This is a genomic window from Undibacterium sp. TC9W (genome assembly GCF_049339865.1).
GTDB lineage: Bacteria > Pseudomonadota > Gammaproteobacteria > Burkholderiales > Burkholderiaceae_D > Undibacterium.
On sequence record NZ_JBMPPJ010000016.1, the window covers coordinates 1 to 21,759 of the forward strand.

The window sequence follows — 21,759 nt, forward strand, 5'->3', positions numbered from 1 at the left end:
CTGGTTCGATCGAGTTGCCGAAAGACAAAGAAATGGTCATGCCAGGTGATAACGTATCTATCACTGTAAAACTGATCAACCCGATCGCGATGGAAGAAGGCTTGCGCTTCGCTATCCGTGAAGGTGGCCGTACAGTCGGTGCTGGCGTTGTTGCTAAAATCATCGAGTAATAAATAAGTAGTAAAATACAAGCCTTGCCTGATTCGTTCGGGCAAGGCTTGTAGTAAATGTCAAGATGTAGGGGTGTAGCTCAATTGGCAGAGCGTCGGTCTCCAAAACCGAAGGTCGCGGGTTCGATTCCCTCCGCCCCTGCCACCATCAAGGCCGCTGGCCACCGAAAGTAAATAAAGTATGTCTAATCATCCCGTTCAAACAGTTAGTACATCCAATGACAAGTACAAAGTCATTCTGGCGGTAGTGGCTGCAGTTGCCGGTGTTGCTGCTTTTTATATTCTCGCTGGACAGGCAACGTGGATACGTGCGATCGCTTTGGTAGTGGGTTTGTTGGTTGCTGTTGGATTTATCGCAACTTCTGAAATGGGTCGCGATTTTGTCAGCTTTGCAAAAGAAGCTGTGCGCGAAACTAAGAAAGTTGTCTGGCCAACCCGCAAAGAAGCGGGGCAGATCACTGCCGTAGTATTTGGCTTTGTTCTTGTGATGGCGCTTTTCCTGTGGGGCACCGATCAGTTGATCGGATTTGTGTTGTATGACGTAATCCTCGGATGGAAAAAATAATGAGCGAGAACATTCAGGAAAACGAAGAAGGTACAGCACCAGCGGTGTCTGTACCTAAAAGTGCTAAAAGATGGTACGCCGTGCATGCTTATTCCGGTATGGAAAAGAGTGTGCAACGTGCATTGGTGGAGCGTATAGAACGCGCAGAGATGCAAGACAAATTCGGTCAGATTCTGGTTCCGACTGAAGAAGTGATAGAGCCAAAGAATGGCAAGAAAGTCGTCACTGAGCGTCGTTTGTTCCCCAGTTATGTATTTGTTGAAATGGAAATGACTGACGATACCTGGCATCTGGTAAAAAACACCAGCAAGGTAACCGGTTTTATCGGCGGCAAATCAAACAAGCCTTCCCCGATACCACAGCACGAAGTCGACAAGATCTTGCAGCAGATGCAAGAAGGCGTTGAAAAACCAAGGCCAAAAGTCTTGTACGAAGTAGGCGAAATAGTCCGCATCAAGGATGGTCCTTTTACTGACTTTAACGGCAATGTCGAAGAAGTCAATTATGAAAAGTCCAAAGTACGCGTGACAGTCACTATTTTCGGTCGTGCTACACCAGTAGAACTGGAATTCTCCCAGGTCGAAAAGGTTTAACAGGATTCACGTTTGACCAGTACGTAACAAAGCAATTTGTTGAAACTGGTTAGAGCGTTGGCTGTAGTGCTACAAACGTAATACAGACAATTCTCAGCAGGCGGAGGAGCCTGCTGGTGTGAAAAGATACCGGCAGGCGCTACTACTCATTTTTTGAAGGAGCCAAACATGGCAAAGAAAATCATTGGTTTTATCAAGCTGCAAGTGCCAGCTGGTAAAGCAAACCCATCCCCACCTATCGGTCCAGCTCTGGGTCAACGTGGTCTGAATATCATGGAATTCTGCAAAGCGTTCAACGCGCAGACCCAAGGTATGGAACCAGGCATGCCTATTCCTGTTGTGATCACCGCATTTGCTGATAAGTCTTTCACATTCGTGATGAAGACTCCTCCAGCAACTTACATGATCAAAAAAGCAGCTGGCATCACTAAAGGTTCTTCCAAGCCACATACAGACAAAGTTGGCAAAATTACTCGCCAGCAAGCTGAAGAAATCGCGACCGTTAAACGCGCTGATTTGACAGCAGCTGATATGGACGCAGCAGTGCGTACTATTGCTGGTTCTGCTCGTTCCATGGGCATCACGGTGGAGGGTCTGTAATGGCTAAGTTATCTAAAAAAGCAAAATTGCTGGCAACGAAAGTTGACCGTCTGAAAGTGTATCCATTTGACAATGCTATCGCTTTGATCAAAGAATGCGCAACAGCAAAATTCAACGAATCCATCGACGTATCCGTACAACTGGGTGTTGATCCTAAGAAATCTGACCAGGTTGTTCGTGGCGCGGTTGTATTGCCAGCTGGTACAGGTAAAACAGTACGCGTTGCTGTATTTGCACAAGGTGCAAAAGCAGAAGAAGCGAAAGCTGCCGGTGCTGATATCGTAGGTATGGAAGATTTGGCTGAACGCGTTAAAGCTGGCGACATGCCATTTGACGTTGTTATCGCTTCTCCAGACACTATGCGTATCGTTGGTACTCTGGGTCAGATCCTGGGTCCACGCGGTTTGATGCCTAATCCTAAAGTCGGTACAGTAACTCCTGACGTAGCTAACGCAGTTAAAAATGCAAAAGCTGGTCAAGTTCAATACCGTACGGACAAAGCAGGTATCATCCACACAACAATCGGCCGTAAGTCGTTTGCTGATGGTGACCTGAAGTCCAATCTGGTTGCGCTGATCGATGCTTTGAATAAAGCAAAACCAGCATCCAGCAAAGGTGTGTATCTGCGTAAAGTTTCCATCTCATCCACTATGGGTGCAGGTGTACGTGTAGATCACGCTAATCTGGCAGGCTAAGAATTAAGTCCCTGCATCCTTTGATGCAGGGCGCATCTTTGGGCTGGATGTTTTGAACAAACATCCAGAGTGTCAAAGACCGTTGGGCCGAGTGTGCGAGTGTAGTTTTCAAGCATGAGGTTAATATCTGAAGAGTAATCGACAGGTCCCAACGCAGATGGTGTACCCGAACAAGTTTTGTAGTGATTACTGGTCCCCCAGTGAAACTCCTAACTTCGGACGCCGTGTTCGAAACGATATGAGGGAAGTACATCATTCCGGTGTATGGACTGAATATCATTAATGGAGGTTGACCGTGAGTCTCAATCTGAATGACAAAAAAGCCGTCGTCGCTGAAGTCTCTGCAAAAGTAGCAACTGCACAGACTATCGTCGTGGCCGAATATCGTGGCATCCAGGTCGGTCATTTGACGCAATTGCGTGCTAGCGCACGCGCTCAAGGCGTATACATGCGTGTGTTGAAAAACACATTGGCACGTCGCGCTGTTGAGGGAACTGCATTTGCAAGTCTCGCTTCTGAAATGACTGGTCCGTTGATTTATGCAATCTCGGAAGATGCTGTTGCTGCTGCTAAAGTCGTTCAAGACTTTGCAAAAAGCAATGACAAACTGGTTGTTAAAGCGGGTAACTATGCAGGCAAATCGCTGGATAAAGCTGGCGTTGTCGCATTAGCAAGCATTCCTAGCCGTGAAGTATTGTTGGCGCAAGTGGTTGGCATGATGCAGGCTCCTGTATCTGCTTTCGCACGTGCTCTGGCAGCCGTCGCAGCACAGAAAGAAGCAGGTTCTCCTGCAGCACCAGTAGCTGAAGAAGCTGCTGAAGCTGCCGCAGAATAAGTTTTTTTCCGTCAAATACCGTATCAATGTAATTAATTAATTGGAGTTTCAAATGGCACTTAGCAAAGACGATATCCTGGAAGCCGTAGGCGCGATGTCCGTAATGGACCTGAACGACCTGGTAAAAGCTTTCGAAGAAAAATTTGGTGTTTCCGCAGCAGCAGTAGCAGGCCCAGCAGCAGCCGGTCCAGCAGCAGCAGTTGAAGAACAAACAGAATTCAACGTAATTCTGGCTGAAGTTGGCGCAAACAAAGTTGGCGTCATTAAAGCAGTTCGCGAAATCACAGGCCTGGGCTTGAAAGAAGCTAAAGACCTGGTTGATGGCGCACCAAAAGCAGTTAAAGAAGCAGTTTCCAAAGCTGATGCTGACGCAGCTAAGAAAAAACTGGAAGATGCAGGCGCGAAAGCCGACATCAAGTAATTCAGGTATCATGGCAAGTCTTCGGATTTGCCCAAGTCAAAGACAGGAATCCTCTTGGAAGAGAGGGTTCCTCTTTGGCTTCTTTGTCGTTCAGGGTTGTTTAGCTGTTTATTAAGACCGAGGGTTGAGACTTGAGGTTTTTTTGTCACAGAGTTGCTAGGTTTTATTTTTGTGACAAGAATCCTGAATTCTCTATCCTTCCTTGCCACTCACGGAGTGTCCATGCACTACTCATTTACTGAGAAGAAGCGTATTCGTAAATCTTTTGCGAAGCGCGCCAACGTCCACAACGTTCCGTTCTTGCTGGCGACTCAAATCGAGTCGTACCAGAGCTTTTTACAAGAAGACAGAACACCGCCAACTCGTAAGAACGAGGGTTTGCAGTCTGCCTTCACCTCGATTTTCCCGATTGTTTCGCACAATGGGTTCGCACGTCTTGAATTCTTGTCCTACGTTTTAGGCGATCCTGCGTTCGACGTCAAGGAATGTCAATTGCGTGGCCTGACTTATGCATCGCCTTTGCGTGCAAAAGTTCGCCTGGTCATTCTGGACAAGGAATCACCAACCAAGCCGGTTGTCAAAGAAATGAAAGAACAGGAAGTCTACATGGGCGAATTGCCTTTGATGACAACTACTGGTTCTTTTGTCATCAACGGTACTGAGCGCGTTATCGTGTCCCAGTTGCACCGTTCCCCTGGCGTGTTCTTCGAACATGACCGCGGCAAGACACATTCTTCAGGCAAATTGCTGTTCTCGGCAAGGATCATTCCTTACCGTGGTTCCTGGCTCGACTTTGAATTCGATCCTAAAGACATCCTGTTCTTCCGTATTGACCGTCGTCGTAAGATGCCAGTCACTATCTTGCTGCGCGCCATAGGCATGAGCAATGAACAGATCCTGGCTAACTTCTTTGTCTTCGATAATTTCAACCTGCACAGTGATGGCGCAGAAATGGAATTCGTTGCAGAACGTCTGCGTGGCGAAGTTGCCCGTTTTGACATCAGCGACAAAGACGGCAAAGTCATCGTTGCCAAAGACAAGCGTATCAATGCCAAGCATGTACGTGAAATCGAAGCCGGTGGCATCAAGCACATCTCCGTGCCTGAAGACTACCTGCTGGGCCGCGTGCTGGCCAAGAATATCGTTGATGCAGACACTGGTGAAGTTATTGCCAATGCCAATGATGAGCTGACAGAAGAATTGCTGGGTCGTTTGCGCGATGCCAAAGTCACTGATATCCAGACTTTGTACACCAATGATCTGGATCAGGGTGCTTACATTTCCCAGACTCTGCGTGCTGATGATACAGCTGACCAGATGGCTGCCCGCGTTGCCATCTACCGCATGATGCGTCCTGGCGAACCACCAACAGAAGATTCTGTTGAAGCCCTGTTCAATGGCTTGTTCTATAGCGAAGACCGTTACGATTTGTCCGCAGTCGGCCGCATGAAGTTCAACCGCCGTATCGGCCGTGATGAACTGACAGGTGCCATGACTTTGTCGAACGAAGATGTACTGGCCGTGATCAAGATTCTGGTTGAGCTGCGCAATGGCCGTGGCGAAGTCGATGATATCGATCACTTGGGTAACCGTCGCGTACGTTGCGTTGGTGAATTGGCTGAAAACCAGTTCCGTGCTGGTCTGGTACGTGTTGAACGTGCTGTCAAAGAGCGTCTGGGTCAGGCTGAAGCCGACAACCTGATGCCGCATGACCTGATCAACTCCAAGCCTATCTCTGCTGCGATTCGTGAGTTCTTCGGTTCTTCACAATTGTCCCAGTTTATGGATCAGACCAACCCATTGTCAGAAATCACGCACAAGCGTCGTATTTCCGCCCTGGGACCTGGTGGTTTGACACGTGAGCGCGCCGGCTTTGAAGTCCGCGACGTTCATCCAACCCACTATGGCCGCGTCTGCCCGATTGAGACACCAGAGGGACCAAACATTGGTCTGATCAACTCACTGGCTCTGTATGCGCGTCTGAACGAATACGGTTTCCTGGAAACACCATACCGTAAAGTGGTCGATAGCAAAATCACATCTCAGATCGATTACCTGTCTGCGATTGAAGAAGGTCGTTACATCATCGCCCAGGCGAATGCGACGATCGATGGCGAAGGCAAACTGATCGATGAACTGGTCTCTGCCCGTGAAGCTGGCGAAACGATCCTGGTATCCCCAGAGCGTATCCAGTACATGGACGTGGCTACCGGTCAGGTGGTTTCTGTTGCGGCATCCCTGATCCCGTTCCTTGAACACGATGATGCGAACCGTGCGTTGATGGGTGCCAACATGCAACGTCAAGCCGTTCCTTGCTTGCGCCCAGAAAAAGCATTCGTTGGTACAGGTATCGAACGTACTGTGGCAGTCGATTCCGGTACAACAGTACAGGCACTGCGTGGCGGTAAAGTTGATTACATCGATGCGGGCCGTATCGTTATTCGTGTGAATGATGCTGAAGCACAGGCTGGTGAAGTCGGTGTGGATATCTACAACCTCATCAAGTACACCCGTTCCAACCAGAACACCAATATCAACCAACGCCCTATCGTCAAAGTTGGCGATCTGGTCGCAAAAGGTGACGTATTGGCCGACGGCGCATCGACAGATCTGGGCGAATTGGCCCTGGGTCAGAACATGCTGGTCGCGTTCATGCCATGGAATGGTTATAACTTCGAAGATTCGATCCTGATCTCTGAAAAAGTGGTGGCTGATGACCGCTATACCTCGATTCATATCGAAGAGTTGTCGGTTGTTGCCCGTGATACCAAGTTGGGTGCGGAAGAAATCACACGTGATATCTCCAATCTGGCAGAAAACCAACTGGCACGTCTGGATGAATCCGGTATCGTTTATATCGGCGCTGAAGTAACCGCTGGTGATACCCTGGTCGGTAAAGTGACACCAAAAGGTGAAACTCAACTGACACCAGAAGAAAAACTGCTGCGCGCCATCTTCGGTGAAAAAGCTTCTGACGTTAAAGACACTTCCCTGCGCGTGCCTTCCGGCATGGTAGGTACTGTCATTGACGTACAAGTGTTCACCCGCGAAGGCATACAACGCGACAAACGTGCACAACAAATTATCGATGATGAATTGAAGCGTTATCGCCTCGATCTGAACGATCAGTTGCGTATTGTTGAAGGCGATGCATTTGAGCGTCTGGAACGTATGCTGGATGGCAAGATCGCTGACGGCGGCCCGGCTAAACTGGCTAAAGGCACCAAGATCACCAAGGAATACCTGGCTAGCGTGGATAAATACCACTGGTTTGATATTCGCCTGGCATCTGATGAAGCAGCCAATGCACTGGTCGCGATGAAAGATTCCATCGCTGAAAAACGTCATCAGTTCGATCTGGCTTTTGAAGAAAAACGTACCAAGCTGACGCAAGGCGATGAATTGCCGCCAGGCGTACAAAAAATGGTCAAGGTTTACCTGGCTGTTAAACGTCGCCTGCAACCTGGTGACAAAATGGCGGGTCGTCACGGTAACAAGGGTGTGGTTTCCCGTATCGTGCCTATCGAAGACATGCCTTACATGGCTGACGGTACACCAGCAGACATCGTGTTGAACCCACTGGGTGTTCCATCACGTATGAACGTTGGTCAGGTTCTGGAAGTACATCTGGGCTGGGCAGCGAAAGGCCTGGGCTTGCGCATAGGCGAAATGCTGAAAGCCAAAGCCAAGGTAGAAGAACTGCGTGATTTCCTGAAGAAGATTTATAACGAATCTGGCAAGAAGGAAGACATCGACGGCTTCTCCGATGCAGAGATCCTGGAATTGACGAACAACCTGAAGCATGGCGTGCCATTTGCAACACCGGTATTTGACGGTGCGCATGAAGATGAAATCCGTCGCATGCTGGATCTGGCCTTCCCTGACCATATCGCCGCACAACTGGGCATGACACCATCGAAAAACCAGGTCACCCTGTTTGATGGCCGTACCGGTGAAGCGTTTGAGCGTAAAGTCACGCTGGGTTACATGCACGTACTGAAATTGCACCATCTGGTTGATGACAAGATGCATGCACGTTCGACCGGTCCTTACTCTCTGGTCACGCAACAACCACTGGGCGGTAAAGCACAGTTCGGTGGTCAGCGTTTCGGTGAGATGGAAGTCTGGGCACTGGAAGCTTACGGCGCGTCTTATGTCTTGCAAGAGATGTTGACAGTCAAGTCCGATGACGTGAATGGCCGTACCAAAGTCTATGAAAACCTGGTCAAGGGTGACCATGTGATAGACGCTGGCATGCCTGAGTCCTTCAACGTTCTGGTCAAAGAAATTCGCTCTCTGGGTATCGATATCGATCTCGAACGTAGCTAATGAATGAATCAAGGAGCCTCTGAGTAAGCGTAGCGAGCGGCGTTAGTTTGGGTTAAGAAGCGCAGTCGTACGAAAGTACGGCGAGCATCGCAGGCCCAAAATAGCGTCGCGCAGTAGCTTAATCAGAGGTCCTCCAATTAGTTTTGTAATTGCAGTAAGTCATCGCCCGGATAGCATTCGGGCGATGGCCGTTAAACCTGGCAAGCAGTTTGGAAGTAATGTCGTTCCCGGTATCAGCGGAACCTGTGTCGAAAAGACCTGGCTCTCCCGCTCATGCGAACAGGGTAAAGCGGCGAAGCTTCTGTTGCAGCACCATTCAGCCACCAAGCGTTTGCGCGCTTAACTGGAGTGATACACATGAAAGCTCTGCTCGATCTATTCAAGCAAGTCCAACCCAACGAACAATTCGACGCGATCAAAATTGGTCTGGCGTCTCCAGAAAAAATTCGTTCCTGGTCCTACGGCGAAGTTAAAAAGCCGGAAACAATCAACTATCGTACTTTCAAGCCTGAGCGCGACGGTCTGTTCTGCGCCAAGATTTTTGGTCCTATCAAGGATTACGAATGCCTGTGCGGCAAGTACAAACGTCTGAAACACCGCGGCGTTATCTGCGAAAAATGTGGCGTTGAAGTGACTCTGGCCAAAGTGCGTCGTGAACGCATGGGCCATATCGAGCTGGCTTCCCCAACTGCACATATCTGGTTCCTGAAATCCCTGCCATCCCGTCTGGGTATGGTATTGGACATGACCTTGCGTGATATCGAACGTGTACTGTATTTTGAAGCATATGTCGTCACCGATCCAGGCATGACTCCGCTGAAAAAATGCCAGATCATGTCTGAAGATGATTACGCTGCCAAGTATGAAGAATTCGGCGATGAATTCACGGCATTCATGGGTGCTGAAGGCATCCGTGAATTGCTGCGTTCCATCGACATCGACCGTGATGCAGAAACCCTGCGCACTGAGTTGAAAGAATCCAAATCTGAAGCCAAGATCAAGAAATACGCAAAACGTCTGAAAGTACTGGAAGCATTCCAGCGCTCAGGCATCAAGCCAGACTGGATGATCATGGAAGTTCTGCCGGTTCTGCCGCCAGAACTGCGTCCATTGGTCCCGCTGGATGGTGGCCGTTTCGCGACTTCTGATCTGAACGATCTGTATCGCCGCGTCATCAACCGTAACAACCGTCTGAAGCGTTTGATGGAATTGCGCGCTCCTGAAATCATCACACGCAATGAAAAGCGTATGTTGCAGGAAGCCGTCGATTCTCTGCTCGATAATGGCCGTCGCGGTAAGGCAATGACAGGCGCCAACAAGCGTCCTCTGAAGTCCCTGGCAGAAATGATCAAGGGTAAGGGCGGTCGTTTCCGTCAAAACTTGCTGGGTAAACGCGTCGATTACTCTGGCCGTTCCGTTATCGTGGTTGGTCCACAACTGAAATTGCATCAGTGCGGTCTGCCAAAACTGATGGCATTGGAACTGTTCAAGCCTTTCATTTTCAATAAACTGGAATTGATGGGTCTGGCAACCACCATCAAGGCAGCAAAAAAACTGGTAGAAATACAAGAACCAGTTGTATGGGATATTCTGGAAGAAGTTATCCGCGAACATCCTATCATGCTGAACCGTGCGCCTACGCTGCATCGTCTGGGTATCCAGGCTTTTGAGCCGGTCCTGATTGAAGGTAAAGCGATCCAGTTGCATCCACTCGTCTGCGCGGCTTTCAATGCCGACTTTGACGGTGACCAAATGGCGGTTCACGTTCCTCTGTCTATCGAAGCACAGATGGAAGCACGCACTTTGATGCTGGCATCCAACAATATTCTGTTCCCATCCAATGGTGAACCGTCTATCGTTCCTTCCCAGGATATCGTGTTGGGTCTGTACTACGCTTCCCGTGAAAAAATCAACGGCAAGGGTGAAGGCATGATGTTCCCTGACGTTTCAGAAGCGATCCGCGCCTGGGACAACAAGGAAGTCGAACTGAGCACACGTATCACAGTACGTATTACTGAATACCCTAAGAATGTAGAAACTGGCGAATTCGTTAAAACCATCAAGCGTTATGAAACGACTGTTGGCCGTGCGATCCTGTCCGAGATTCTGCCTAAGGGCTTGCCATTCACCGTACTGAACCGTGCGTTGAAGAAAAAAGAAATTTCCAAACTCATCGATACCTCATTCCGCAAGTGCGGTCTGCGTGCAACGGTGGTGTTTGCTGATCAATTGATGCAAATGGGTTTCCGCCTGGCGACACGTGCCGGTATCTCCATCTGTATCGATGACATGCTGGTTCCACCACAAAAAGTGACTTTGCTGGCAGCAGCAGAACACGAAGTCAAACAGATCGAACAGCAATATGCGTCCGGTCTGGTGACTGCGGGTGAGCGTTACAATAAAGTGGTCGATATCTGGGGCAAAACCGGTGATGAAGTCGGCAAGGCCATGATGGAACAACTGAAAGTTGAACCAGTCACACGCCGCGACGGCACTGTCGGTACGCAAGAATCTTTCAACGCCATTTACATGATGGCCGACTCCGGTGCGCGTGGTTCTGCAGCCCAGATTCGTCAGTTGGCAGGTATGCGTGGTCTGATGGCGAAACCGGATGGCTCGATTATCGAAACGCCGATCACCGCGAACTTCCGCGAAGGTCTGAACGTTTTGCAGTACTTTATTTCCACTCACGGTGCGCGTAAAGGTCTGGCCGATACGGCGTTGAAAACAGCTAACTCCGGTTACCTGACACGTCGTCTGGTTGACGTGACGCAAGATCTGGTCGTGGTTGAAGATGACTGCGGTACAGCCAATGGTTCGTCCATGAAGGCCATCGTTGAAGGTGGTGAAGTTAACGTGCCTTTGCGTGACCTGATCCTGGGCCGCGTTTGCGCGAATGACATCGTCAATCCTGAAACTCAGGAAACGCTGTACGAAGCAGGTTCTTTGCTCGACGAAACAATGGTAGAACGCATCGAAGCCCTGGGCATCGATGAAGTCAAAGTACGTACACCATTGACATGTGACACACGCTACGGTCTGTGCGCCATGTGCTATGGCCGTGATCTGGGCCGTGGTTCCCTGGTCAATGCTGGTGAGGCAGTTGGTGTTATCGCTGCGCAGTCCATCGGTGAACCAGGTACACAGTTGACGATGCGTACCTTCCACATCGGTGGTGCGGCATCCCGTGCAGCGATTGCATCTTCTGTTGAAGCCAAGTCCAACGGTACTATCCGTTTCACAGCGACCATGCGTTATGTCACTAACGGTAAAGGCGACCAGATCGTTATTTCCCGTTCTGGCGAAGTGCTGATCACTGATGACCACGGTCGTGAACGTGAACGTCATAAAGTACCTTACGGTGCAACTCTGATCGTTAAAGACGGTCTGGTCATCAAGGCGGGTACAGCGTTGGCAACATGGGATCCATTGACCCGTCCTATCATTACCGAATACACCGGTACGGTGAAATTCGAAAACGTCGAAGAAGGCGTAACTGTTGCCAAACAGGTTGATGAAGTGACAGGTTTGTCCACTTTGGTGGCGATCGATGCGAAACGCCGTGGTAGCGCAGCTGGTAAAACACTGCGTCCACAAGTCAAGCTGTTGAACGAACAAGGCGAAGAAGTCAAGATCGCTGGTACAGAACACGCAGTAACGATCGGCTTCCAGGTGGGCGCGCTGATTACCGTCAAAGACGGTCAGCAAGTACACGTGGGTGAAGTTCTGGCGCGTATCCCGACAGAATCACAAAAAACCCGTGATATTACCGGTGGTCTGCCACGCGTTGCTGAGTTGTTCGAAGCCCGTTCACCAAAAGATGCCGGTATGCTGGCAGAGGTGACAGGTACGGTTGCGTTTGGTAAAGAAACCAAAGGTAAGCAACGTCTGGAAATCACAGACATGGACGGCGAGAAACACGAGTTCCTGATCACCAAAGACAAACAAGTTCTGGTGCATGACGGCCAGGTGGTGAACAAGGGTGAGATGATTGTTGACGGCCCGGCCGATCCACAAGACATCCTGCGTTTGTTGGGTATCGAAGCGCTGGCACGTTACATTGTTGATGAAGTTCAGGATGTGTACCGTTTGCAAGGCGTTAAGATCAATGACAAGCACATTGAAGTGATCGTGCGTCAGATGTTGCGTCGCGTTGTCGTGGTTAATCCAGGCGATGCCAACTACATCGTTGGTGAACAGGTAGAACGTTCCGAATTGCTGGATGAAAATGATCGCGTAGCAGCAGCTAACGGTATCCCCGCAACATATGAAAATATCTTGCTGGGTATTACCAAGGCATCCCTGTCCACCGATTCCTTCATCTCTGCGGCGTCCTTCCAGGAAACCACACGTGTTCTGACAGAAGCTGCGATCATGGGCAAAAAAGATGGTCTGCGTGGCTTGAAAGAAAACGTCATCGTTGGTCGATTGATACCTGCTGGTACAGGTCTGGCATTCCATCGTGCTCGCAAGTTGAAAGAAACTTGGGAAGCAGATGAACGCGTAGCCCTGCTGGAAGCAGAAAAAGCAGCATTTGCGCCGATACCAGAAGTAACAGCAACTGATGTAGTGGATGGCGGCGAAGCATAAGCAATCACCGCAGCATTACAGCAGTATCAAGATGTTGATGTAGTAAAGAACGGCACCTGTATAAGGTGCCGTTTTTTTTGGCCTGAACATTTGTTCAGGCAGCAGTACAATACGGCTGCTAACCATAGACAGATTATGCAAGAGAATAAAAACCTGGAACTCAATGCTGCCGCCATAGAAAAACTCTGTGATGGCGCAGACCGCGAAGTTGATATCGAAGTCGTCGCAGAAACTGGCTCCACCAATGCCGACCTGATGGCACGCCTGTCTGCGGGCACATCGACACCAGCGCACCCGGTACTGCGGGTGGCCGTACATCAGACAGCAGGGCGTGGCAGGGCCGGTCGCCCATGGCTGACCGTGCCCGGTGGCATGCTGACTTTTTCCCTTGCCTGGCATTTGCCACAAGAACCGCACAAGCTGATGGGCCTGCCACTGGCGATAGGCGTTGCCCTGGCTGAGTGTCTGAATGCCCTGAACCAGAACGTACAATTGAAGTGGCCAAATGACCTCTTGCGCGATGGCAAAAAACTCGCCGGTATCTTGCTCGAATCTGCCGCGGCCAGTGAAGGTGGCACCTGGATAGTTGCTGGCATAGGCCTGAACCTGCAAGTGTCGGATGAGCTGGAGGCACAGGTGGGTCGCGCCCTGGCAGATGCACCCTGGCTCGCGCAGATGGATAGAAACCTGTTGCTTGCACAATTGCTGAATGCGCTTGCCTCAGCTCTGCAGCAATTTGGTCAGCAAGGTTTTTCAGCCTTTTTGCCACGCTGGAATGCCCTGCATGCCTACGCTGGTCAAACCGTACATATACTCGACCACGGCCAGGTTTTACATACCGGCAAAGCGCTCGGTGTCGATCTGCATGGTTGCCTGGTATTACAGACTGAGCAGGGCCAGGTCAATATACTGGCGGGCGATGTGTCTTTACGGCCAGTAGTATGAAAAAAGTAGCAAGAAAAAGAGTGAAGCAGACATGAGTCAATTATTGATCGATGCAGGTAATACGCGCATCAAATGGGCGCTGGCAGATATCAAGGCTGTGCCAGCGGGATCGGCACCAACACCCGCACTAACACCGGCACCAGCGCCAGTGTGGCAGCAGATTGCCTCCGTCAGCCATGCTGAACTGGACACTTTGAAAATCAGCTGGCAAGGTATGCACTTTACACGCGCCCTGATATCCAATGTCGCCGGTGCCAGTATCAAAGAAAAACTCACGGCCTTGCTGCAAGAAGTACAGCCAGACTTGCACATAAACTGGTTTGCATCGCAAGAAGATATCGCCGGCCTGCACAATGGCTACCGCAATCCGGCGCAACTGGGCTGTGATCGCCTCGCCTCCATGATAGGTGCGCATTACCTGTTCCCGCAGCAAAGCCTGATTGTCGCCACTTGTGGAACTGCCACCACAGTCGATGCTGTCACTGCAGATGGCGTATTCAAGGGAGGCATGATCTTGCCTGGCCTTAAACTGATGGCAGAATCGCTGGCACGCAATACCGCACAATTGCCCCAGGTGGCAGAATCAACAGAGATCGCCAAAGTCTTTGCCGATAATACCGACCAGGCTATCGTAAGCGGCTGCATCAGTGCCCAGGTCGGTGCGATAATACGTGCCTTCAATACCCTGCAGCAGCAAGAGAAAATGGCTGTCAATTGCGTGATTTCTGGTGGTGCTGCCCCGTATTTATTGAATCATTTGGGCATTCCTTATCAATATGTAGATAATCTGGTCTTGACGGGGCTGTTTGTCGTGGCACAATCAAGCCCGGACCGATAACACTGACACTTTACCCATGCTGAGATTCTTTTTCTGGAGCCTGCTCGTACTGAATGCCTTCCTACTGGCATTTAATCTCGGCTATCTGGGACACTGGTCCCTCGATACCCATGAGCCCGAGCGCCTGAAAAAACAGCATCACGCCGACCAGTTAAAGCTCCTGACTGCGGCAGAAGCAGTGTCGCCAAGTGAGCCGGCATCAGAAAAGAAACCTGAAGTTATTGCCTGCCTCGAAGTCGGTAACTTCCAGCAAAACGATATTCCCAAGTTTGAAGAAAAATTAAAGTCCCTGGCAATGGGTGACCGCCAGTCCCGTATCAATGTCGTTGATGTTGCCACCCACATGGTCTTCATCCCTTCGCAAGGCAGCAAAGAAGGCGCAGACAAAAAAGCCGGTGAATTGCGTCGCCTGGGTATCAATGATTTCTATATCGTCCAAGACCAGAGCAATCTGCGCTGGGGTATTTCACTCGGTGTTTTCAAGACTGAGGAAGCAGCCAAACTGCATTTGAATAATCTCAGCAATAAAGGCGTGCGCTCTGCCCGTATTGGCCCGCGTACTGTCAGCACGAATAAATTTGCCTACCAGTTCAGGGTCATGAGCGCAGAAGAAAAGAGCAAGTACGATATCATCAAGGCTGAGTTCCCGGCGCAGGAAAACCGCAATTGCCAGGCGACGGCGTATAGCAGGAGTTAAGCTATGAGCAATCTGGAGATGATGACGATACTCTTTGTATGCACGGTATGTGCAATTAACCTCTATGTCAGTTACTGTGTTCTTCGCAGCGATTATTATGGGTCAGCGCAAAAGGCTTTCCAATTTTTCCTGATTTGGTTGCTACCTTTATTGGGTAGTTTGTTTTGTTATACGCTAGCTAAACCAGATGTAAGCCATAAAATCAGATTCAGGGACGATGTTCCTGAATATACCGGAGTTGGTTTGCATGGCCTGGATCACTAAGAAGCAGCTTGTAACGAATAAATGCGAGTAACAAGCGCTTAATTCTCCTTACTGAAAACTTCGCTACCCTTATAAATATGGATACTCCCTTGCTTGTAACCGTCTGCATAGTCAGTCTTTTACTGGCTCTGAACTTGTACATCAGTTATTTGGTCGTGAAGAGTGACTTTTACGAGCCTGCTCAAAAGTACGCGCAATATGCGCTGATCTGGCTGCTTCCGGTTATCGGGGCGATAGCTTGTTATCTGTTTGTACAGCCTACCCTGGGGGCTAGCACTAAGCATGCTGCTTATGATTATGACGATGCCGCATTCGTCAGTGCAGAAGATGGATATGCCGGTCCCCAGCACCACGATTAATTTTTGAATAAAAATAATCATTAATTCTCATCGTATGAGAATTTGCAGTTGATGTTTCTCGTCTTAATGCTAGCATGCTTATATACAAATTTATATGCTAGCTCTCTATGGCTGTTCTTCACCAAATAGATATTCCTCAAAGCGAACGCGTTTTACAGGTCCTGGCCTGCATTGCCCGTCATGGCGAGGCCTTGTCTGCACGTGAACTGGTAGAGCAAACCGGCTTGCCACTGAGCACCTTATACCGCCAGCTCGCACCCCTCAAGAAATGGGGCCTGGTGCAGGAACATGCGCAGACGGGCTTATATGAGCCTGGCCCGCTGGCAGTGCAACTGGCGCGTGGTTTTGACCAGCATTCCTGGCTGATGAGTGCAGCGCGCGATGAACTTGCCGATCTGGTGCAAAAGTCGGGTGAGAGCGTAGGTTTGTTAGCCTATGTCAATGGACAAGTGGTTTGCCTGGACATGCAGGAAAGCCAGCAAGCCCTGCGCTGTTCTTTTGCCAAAGGCCGTGCCAGTTCCAGCGTGCGCGGTGCGTCGGCCAAGGCTTTGCTGGCACATCTGCCGCCAGCCTTGCAAGACGAATTGCTGGCGCAGAATTTTCTGGAAAATGCACCAGTATCCGGCCAGTTGCTGCAAGACTTGCAAACCCAGTTGCAAGGCATACGTGAACAGAGATATGCCACCAGTGAGAATGAAGTCGATCTTGGTATCTGGGGCGTCAGCGCACCTGTGTTTTCTGGCCGCCATAAACTTGAAGCCACCTTGTCCCTGATGGCACCTGCCCAGCGCATACAGCAACGCAAGCACGAACTCATCAATATGACTTTGGCAGCAGCCGACAGACTGAGCCACAAACTAAAATATCCATAAATCCCGGAGACACCATGACTGCTTTTCATTTTCAACAGGGCAGCCTGCCCCTATTGATTTCCATGCCACATGTGGGTACCAGCATACCGGATGACATCGCTGCACGGATGCTGCCAGTCGCTCAAGAAAAAACCGATACTGACTGGCATTTGCGTGAACTCTACAATATGGCAGCAGAGCTCGGCGCATCCACCATCGCGGCTGAATATTCACGCTATGTGATAGACCTGAACCGTTCGTCCGACAATGCCAATCTGTATCCGGGGCAAGATACTACGGGTCTGTGCCCGGTTGATACCTTTGCCAAGCAGCCACTATATGCACCAGAGAATTTGCCGACAGAAGCCGAGGTACAGCGTCGTATCGCCACTTACTGGTTACCTTATCACCAGCGATTGCAACAAGAGCTGGAGCGTCTGTTGAGCCTGCATGGTAGTGTCGTCTTATGGGATGCGCATTCTATTGCCTCGCTGGTGCCGCGTTTTTTTGAAGGTAAATTACCCGACCTGAATTTTGGTACAGCTGACCAGAAATCCTGTGACATAGGTATGCAGAATGCATTGCAGGCATGCCTCAGAAATTCTGCCCATGCGCAAGCCTATACCCATATTTTCAATGGCCGTTTCAAGGGTGGTTTTATCACCCGCAATTACGGCCAGCCATCTCGTCATATCCATGCAGTGCAACTGGAGATGAGTCAGTGCATATACATGAATGAAGCAGCGCCCTACGAATACCGGCCTGACCTGGCAGTCAAGGTACAACCTCTGCTGAGGCAGTTGCTGCAAGTCTGCCTGGACTGGAACAAGACACAAGGGAGTACCGCATGAGCAGCCTGTTTGCCCATCACGCTTTGCTGCCTCAGGGCTGGACCGGTAATGTACGCCTGCACTGGAATGAAGGTGGTGATCTGAGTCAGGTCGAGCAGGATGCTGTTTTGCAGGCCCACGAAAATCAGGCGCAATTTGTCGTGCCCGGTATGACCAACCTGCATTCGCATGCCTTCCAGCGCGCCATGGCGGGCATGACGGAAATGGCAGGTGAGGGCAAGGACAGCTTCTGGACGTGGCGTGATCTCATGTACCGTTATGCCCTGCATATCACGCCTGAGCAAATCCAGGCCATTGCGGCGCAATTGTATGCTGAATGCCTGCGTCATGGTTATACCGCAGTCTGTGAATTTCATTACCTGCATCGTGACCATGATGGCAGTTTTTATGTGCGCCCAGCCGAGATGGCAGAGCGCGTTATCGCTGCTGCAGAACAGACTGGCATGGGCATCAGCATGCTGCCCGTGTTATACAGTTACGCCGATTTTGGTGAACAGGCTTTGCGCCACGACCAGCGCCGTTTCTCCACCAATGTGGCCGAGATCATGCAATTGATCGAAGCACTGGAAGGCAAGCGCAATGCCCAGGTTGAAGTTGGTGTCGCTCCGCATTCCCTGCGCGCTGCCAGTATCAGCCAGATACGTGAACTGGTAACGGCACTGCCCGCCGCCCGTCCTATCCATATCCATATCGCTGAGCAGCAAAAAGAAGTCGATGCCTGCATTGCTTACTCAGGCAAACGCCCGGTAGAACTCTTGCTTGATAGTGAGCTTGTGAATGAGCGCTGGTGCCTGGTGCATGCCACGCATCTGAACAAGGCTGAAGTGCAGGGTATCGCGACCAGTGGCGCAGTGGCAGGAATCTGCACGACGACTGAAGGCAATCTCGGTGATGGTTTTTTTGATTTACCAGATTACATCGCAGCTGGTGGTCGCTTTGGTGTAGGCAGTGACAGCCATGTATCACAAAGCCCGGTAGAAGAATTGCGCTGGCTGGAATATGGCCAGCGCCTGCGCCTGCAGGGCCGCAATATTGCCAGCGTTACAGGTCAGCGCAAGGTTGGTGATTTCTTGTATCAGGCAGCCCTGCAAGGTGGTGCCCAAGCAAGCGGACGCAAGCTTGGACAACTGACTACTGGCTATCGCGCCGATATGGTAGTACTTGATGACGCGCATCCGAATCTTGCAGGTGTAGCTAGCACGGATGTGCTCAATACCTGGATCTTTTCAGGCAATGACAATCTGGTGCGCGATGTGTATGTAGGAGGGCGAAAACTGGTAGTACAGGGCAAGCATATACATCAGGCAGAAGTTAATTCCGCCTACAAAAACTGCATGAATATTCTGCGAGCCCTATAACAATCCCTGTAGCAATGATCACAAAGTGCAATAAGACTTTCATTATTGCACCATGTGTTGAACAACTATTCAACAATTACGCAGCTGGCCGAAAACGCCCAATTCCCTGATTATCGAGAGATTGAGTAAGAGCGAATTTTACCTTCTCAATATTTTTTAATTTCCAGGTCCTTTTTGTTTGTACCTGTTGCTCTTGAAGTGTATCCCGCACAAAGTGCAGGTAATGTAATTCATCCTCATTCCTGGTAATGCCAACGTCCGATATCAGGGCATTGAGCACTTTGTCATTGTGCAAGAAAAATTCAGGCTTCTTTTGCAGCCAGACATTTTGAAACAGTGCCTCCAGTAACAGCCTTTTACGTGCATGAGGATCTTGTTCCTGGTTTGCCAGATATTTCTCAAAGCTCGATTGTGCATGTAAAAAAGCTTTGTTCTCCCTGTTTCTATTCCACAGAGTCAGACATATTGCGCTGACGATGAATGCGAGGATAAAGCCTGCAACTCCTAAAAACATGAAAACACCAAGTATGGTCAGCACTATTCCGACCAGTTTGAATTTGGCGTAATAAATTCTTGGTTGATATCCCAATGTATCCGCAACAGTGCCGATGATCAGAAATAGCGCTGCCACGCTTGAATACTTTACTGGATATTCCATACCCGGAAAGACGAGGCTGAGCATGAAATAAATACCGCCGATGAGAGCACCGGCGATCATGCCTTCCATATTGATAATCAGCATAAGTTTTTTCCAGACCTGGTTAGCCGCGCAATCTCGCAGCAGCATCCAGCAGCATTTTCTCCGTCGTTTCCCAATCCACACAGGCATCAGTGACTGAGCAGCCATATTTGAGTTGCGATAAATCGGCGGGGATAGGCTGGTTGCCGGCAATGATATTGGATTCGATCATGACACCGACAATGTCCTTGTTGCCGTTGGCGATCTGGTTGATGACATCGGCCATGACCAGCGGTTGCAATTCCGGTTTTTTATAGCTGTTGGCGTGCGAGCAATCGACCACGATATTGGGTGGCAGCTTGGCCTTGGCCAGCGCTTGCTGGGCCATGGCAACAGACACGGTATCGTAATTTGGGCGATCACCACCACCACGCAAGACCACGTGGCCATATTGATTGCCGCTGGTGCGCACGATGGAGACGCGGCCCTGGCCATTCAGGCCGAGGAAAGAGTGGGGGTGTGAAGCAGACAGGATCGCATTGATGGCAATGCTGATATCGCCATCCGTACCATTCTTGAAACCCACAGGTGTAGAAAGGCCGGATGACATTTCGCGATGAGTCTGCGATTCTGTCGTGCGCGCACCAATGGCAGTCCAGGCAATCAGGTCACCCAGGTATTGCGGCGAGATCGGGTCCAGCGCTTCGGTTCCGGTTGGCAGGCCTAGTTCACAGACATCCAGCAAGAAACGGCGGGCCTTTTCCATACCCTCATCAACTCGGAAAGAATCATCCATATACGGGTCATTGATGTAACCCTTCCAGCCCGTCGTCGTGCGTGGTTTTTCAAAATACACGCGCATGACCAGCAACATCACATCCTTGACTTCTTCCTGCAGGGCTTTCAGGCGACGGGCATAATCCAGACCGGCAACCGGGTCATGGATGGAGCAGGGGCCGACGACGACGAACAGGCGTTTGTCCTTGCGTTCCAGTATGTTGCGCAGGCTCTCGCGGCTTTGCTCGACAACATCGCCAGCCAGATCGCTCAAAGGCAGGCGGGCATGCAGTTCTTCAGGGGTGGGCATGTTCTCGAAAGAACTGACGTTGATGTTTTCCAGTATGGTGTGTGTCATGTTAAGTAAGGGGCTTTTGCGTTGAATTTGGCCTACATTATCACCGATTACTGGATTTTTAGAATTGCACGCTAATCACAATCACACATTATTTGATCTGATCTGTTCTGATCGCCTAAAGATAAACTCACCTAAAATCAAGAGTGAGCCATTTTTACTGCGTCATGACGGATGCGTTTAATGGCATTTTTTCATTGAAAATGATGACCATGTTAAGTACCGCGCAACAACAAGAATTTGCCAGTCAGGGTTTCCTGGTACTGCGGCAGCAGGCCAGTGCCGCTTACTGTGAAGAAGTGATTGCCTATTGCGAACAGCAACTGGCGGGGCAGGTACAACCCATAGAATATGAGGCTGATACCCGCTACCCCGGTGCGCCTGCTTCTCGCGATGCGGAAGGTGGCCTCACTGCCAGACGTCTATTGCAAGCCTATGCACGTGACCCGCGCCTGGCGCAATGGGCGACCGGGCCAGCATTGGCAGCGCCTTTATTGCAATTGCTGGGTGATGGGGCTTTGCTGTCGCAGTCGCATCACAATTGCATCATGAGCAAGCAACCGCAGTATTCCACCGCTACAGGCTGGCACAGGGATAGCCGTTACTGGAATTTCCAGCGTGCAGAACTCATATCGTCGTGGCTGGCACTGCGCAATGAAACCGTAGAAAATGGCTGCCTGCTGGTGATACCCGGTTCCCATAAAACCGATATTGATGTTGCCCAACTCGATGAAGCGCAGTTTTTGCGTACTGACCTCGAACAAAACCAGGCTTTGCTGGCGCAAGCCCAGCCTGTGCCTTTGCAGCAGGGTGATGTCTTGCTGTTCCATAGCAATCTATTTCATGCGGCAGGCAAGAACCAGACTGCGGCGACCAAGTTTTCCATGGTATTCACGTACAGGTCTGCAGATAATCCGCCGCGACCAGGTACCCGCTCTGCGACTTATCCTGAAATTGCCTTATAAGCGCAGACGGCACTCTCAATCT

18 protein-coding genes, 1 tRNA gene and 1 pseudogene are annotated in these 21,759 nt (G+C 50.2%); 18 read left to right on the forward strand and 2 right to left on the reverse strand.

Annotated features, from left to right (window positions below; genetic code table 11):
* From tuf to ACO0LN_RS20775, 17 genes and pseudogenes are all read left to right on the forward strand, one after another.
* Positions 1–170, forward strand: a pseudogene (gene tuf, locus ACO0LN_RS20695) (elongation factor Tu); the annotation flags it as partial.
* 69 nt (positions 171–239) lie between these two features.
* A tRNA-Trp gene (locus ACO0LN_RS20700) sits at positions 240–315 on the forward strand.
* Between the two features lie 36 nt (positions 316–351).
* Positions 352–735 carry a preprotein translocase subunit SecE gene (gene secE, locus ACO0LN_RS20705; protein ID WP_422949022.1) on the forward strand — a complete coding sequence of 128 codons (384 nt, stop codon included), beginning with the start codon at positions 352–354 and terminating at the stop codon, positions 733–735.
* The gene (gene nusG, locus ACO0LN_RS20710; protein ID WP_422977019.1) at positions 735–1,328 is read left to right on the forward strand and encodes a transcription termination/antitermination protein NusG; all 594 of its coding nucleotides are present in this window, start codon (positions 735–737) and stop codon (positions 1,326–1,328) included. The genes secE and nusG overlap by 1 nt, the downstream gene beginning before the upstream one ends.
* 168 nt (positions 1,329–1,496) lie before the next feature.
* Positions 1,497–1,928, forward strand: coding sequence for a 50S ribosomal protein L11 (gene rplK, locus ACO0LN_RS20715; protein WP_110258378.1), 432 nt, complete (start codon positions 1,497–1,499; stop codon positions 1,926–1,928).
* Positions 1,928–2,623: a 50S ribosomal protein L1 gene (gene rplA, locus ACO0LN_RS20720; protein ID WP_110258377.1), complete on the forward strand. Its 696-nt coding sequence runs from the start codon at positions 1,928–1,930 to the stop codon at positions 2,621–2,623. Before rplK ends, rplA begins: the two co-directional genes overlap by 1 nt.
* A gap of 295 nt (positions 2,624–2,918) precedes the next feature.
* Positions 2,919–3,458 carry a 50S ribosomal protein L10 gene (gene rplJ, locus ACO0LN_RS20725; RefSeq protein WP_186949960.1) on the forward strand — a complete coding sequence of 180 codons (540 nt, stop codon included), beginning with the start codon at positions 2,919–2,921 and terminating at the stop codon, positions 3,456–3,458.
* Positions 3,459–3,510: 52 nt separating this feature from the next.
* Positions 3,511–3,879, forward strand: coding sequence for a 50S ribosomal protein L7/L12 (gene rplL / locus ACO0LN_RS20730; RefSeq protein ID WP_186949962.1), 369 nt, complete (start codon positions 3,511–3,513; stop codon positions 3,877–3,879).
* 222 nt (positions 3,880–4,101) lie between these two features.
* Positions 4,102–8,208, forward strand: coding sequence for a DNA-directed RNA polymerase subunit beta (gene rpoB, locus ACO0LN_RS20735; protein ID WP_422949018.1), 4,107 nt, complete (start codon positions 4,102–4,104; stop codon positions 8,206–8,208).
* Positions 8,209–8,565: 357 nt separating this feature from the next.
* On the forward strand, positions 8,566–12,798 hold the full coding sequence (rpoC, locus tag ACO0LN_RS20740) for a DNA-directed RNA polymerase subunit beta' (protein WP_422977023.1): 4,233 nt from the start codon (positions 8,566–8,568) through the stop codon (positions 12,796–12,798).
* 135 nt (positions 12,799–12,933) lie between these two features.
* The gene (locus ACO0LN_RS20745; protein ID WP_422977025.1) at positions 12,934–13,743 is read left to right on the forward strand and encodes a biotin--[acetyl-CoA-carboxylase] ligase; all 810 of its coding nucleotides are present in this window, start codon (positions 12,934–12,936) and stop codon (positions 13,741–13,743) included.
* A gap of 31 nt (positions 13,744–13,774) precedes the next feature.
* Positions 13,775–14,581 carry a type III pantothenate kinase gene (locus tag ACO0LN_RS20750; RefSeq protein WP_422977027.1) on the forward strand — a complete coding sequence of 269 codons (807 nt, stop codon included), beginning with the start codon at positions 13,775–13,777 and terminating at the stop codon, positions 14,579–14,581.
* Positions 14,582–14,597: 16 nt separating this feature from the next.
* Positions 14,598–15,278: an SPOR domain-containing protein gene (locus ACO0LN_RS20755; protein WP_422977029.1), complete on the forward strand. Its 681-nt coding sequence runs from the start codon at positions 14,598–14,600 to the stop codon at positions 15,276–15,278.
* Positions 15,279–15,619: 341 nt separating this feature from the next.
* Entirely contained in the window at positions 15,620–15,901 is a 282-nt protein-coding gene (locus ACO0LN_RS20760) for a hypothetical protein (RefSeq protein WP_422977031.1), read from the forward strand.
* Between the two features lie 107 nt (positions 15,902–16,008).
* Positions 16,009–16,773, forward strand: coding sequence for an IclR family transcriptional regulator (locus ACO0LN_RS20765; RefSeq protein ID WP_422977032.1), 765 nt, complete (start codon positions 16,009–16,011; stop codon positions 16,771–16,773).
* Positions 16,774–16,787: 14 nt separating this feature from the next.
* On the forward strand, positions 16,788–17,603 hold the full coding sequence (gene hutG, locus ACO0LN_RS20770; protein ID WP_422977034.1) for an N-formylglutamate deformylase: 816 nt from the start codon (positions 16,788–16,790) through the stop codon (positions 17,601–17,603).
* Positions 17,600–18,961 carry a formimidoylglutamate deiminase gene (locus tag ACO0LN_RS20775; protein WP_422977036.1) on the forward strand — a complete coding sequence of 454 codons (1,362 nt, stop codon included), beginning with the start codon at positions 17,600–17,602 and terminating at the stop codon, positions 18,959–18,961. Before hutG ends, ACO0LN_RS20775 begins: the two co-directional genes overlap by 4 nt.
* A gap of 76 nt (positions 18,962–19,037) precedes the next feature.
* Here ACO0LN_RS20775 and ACO0LN_RS20780 read toward each other — a convergent pair whose 3' ends face one another.
* Both ACO0LN_RS20780 and ACO0LN_RS20785 read right to left on the reverse strand, forming a co-directional pair.
* On the reverse strand, positions 19,038–19,703 hold the full coding sequence (locus tag ACO0LN_RS20780) for a hypothetical protein (RefSeq protein ID WP_422977038.1): 666 nt from the start codon (positions 19,701–19,703) through the stop codon (positions 19,038–19,040).
* 19 nt (positions 19,704–19,722) lie between these two features.
* Complete coding sequence (locus ACO0LN_RS20785) at positions 19,723–20,775, reverse strand: 3-deoxy-7-phosphoheptulonate synthase (RefSeq protein ID WP_422977040.1); 1,053 nt, start codon at positions 20,773–20,775, stop codon at positions 19,723–19,725.
* Between the two features lie 203 nt (positions 20,776–20,978).
* On the opposite strand from ACO0LN_RS20785, the gene ACO0LN_RS20790 reads away from it, so the two are divergent.
* Positions 20,979–21,737 (forward strand): phytanoyl-CoA dioxygenase family protein, encoded by a 759-nt coding sequence (locus ACO0LN_RS20790; RefSeq protein ID WP_422977042.1) that lies wholly within the window; start codon positions 20,979–20,981, stop codon positions 21,735–21,737.
* The last annotated feature ends 22 nt before the right edge of the window (positions 21,738–21,759 follow it).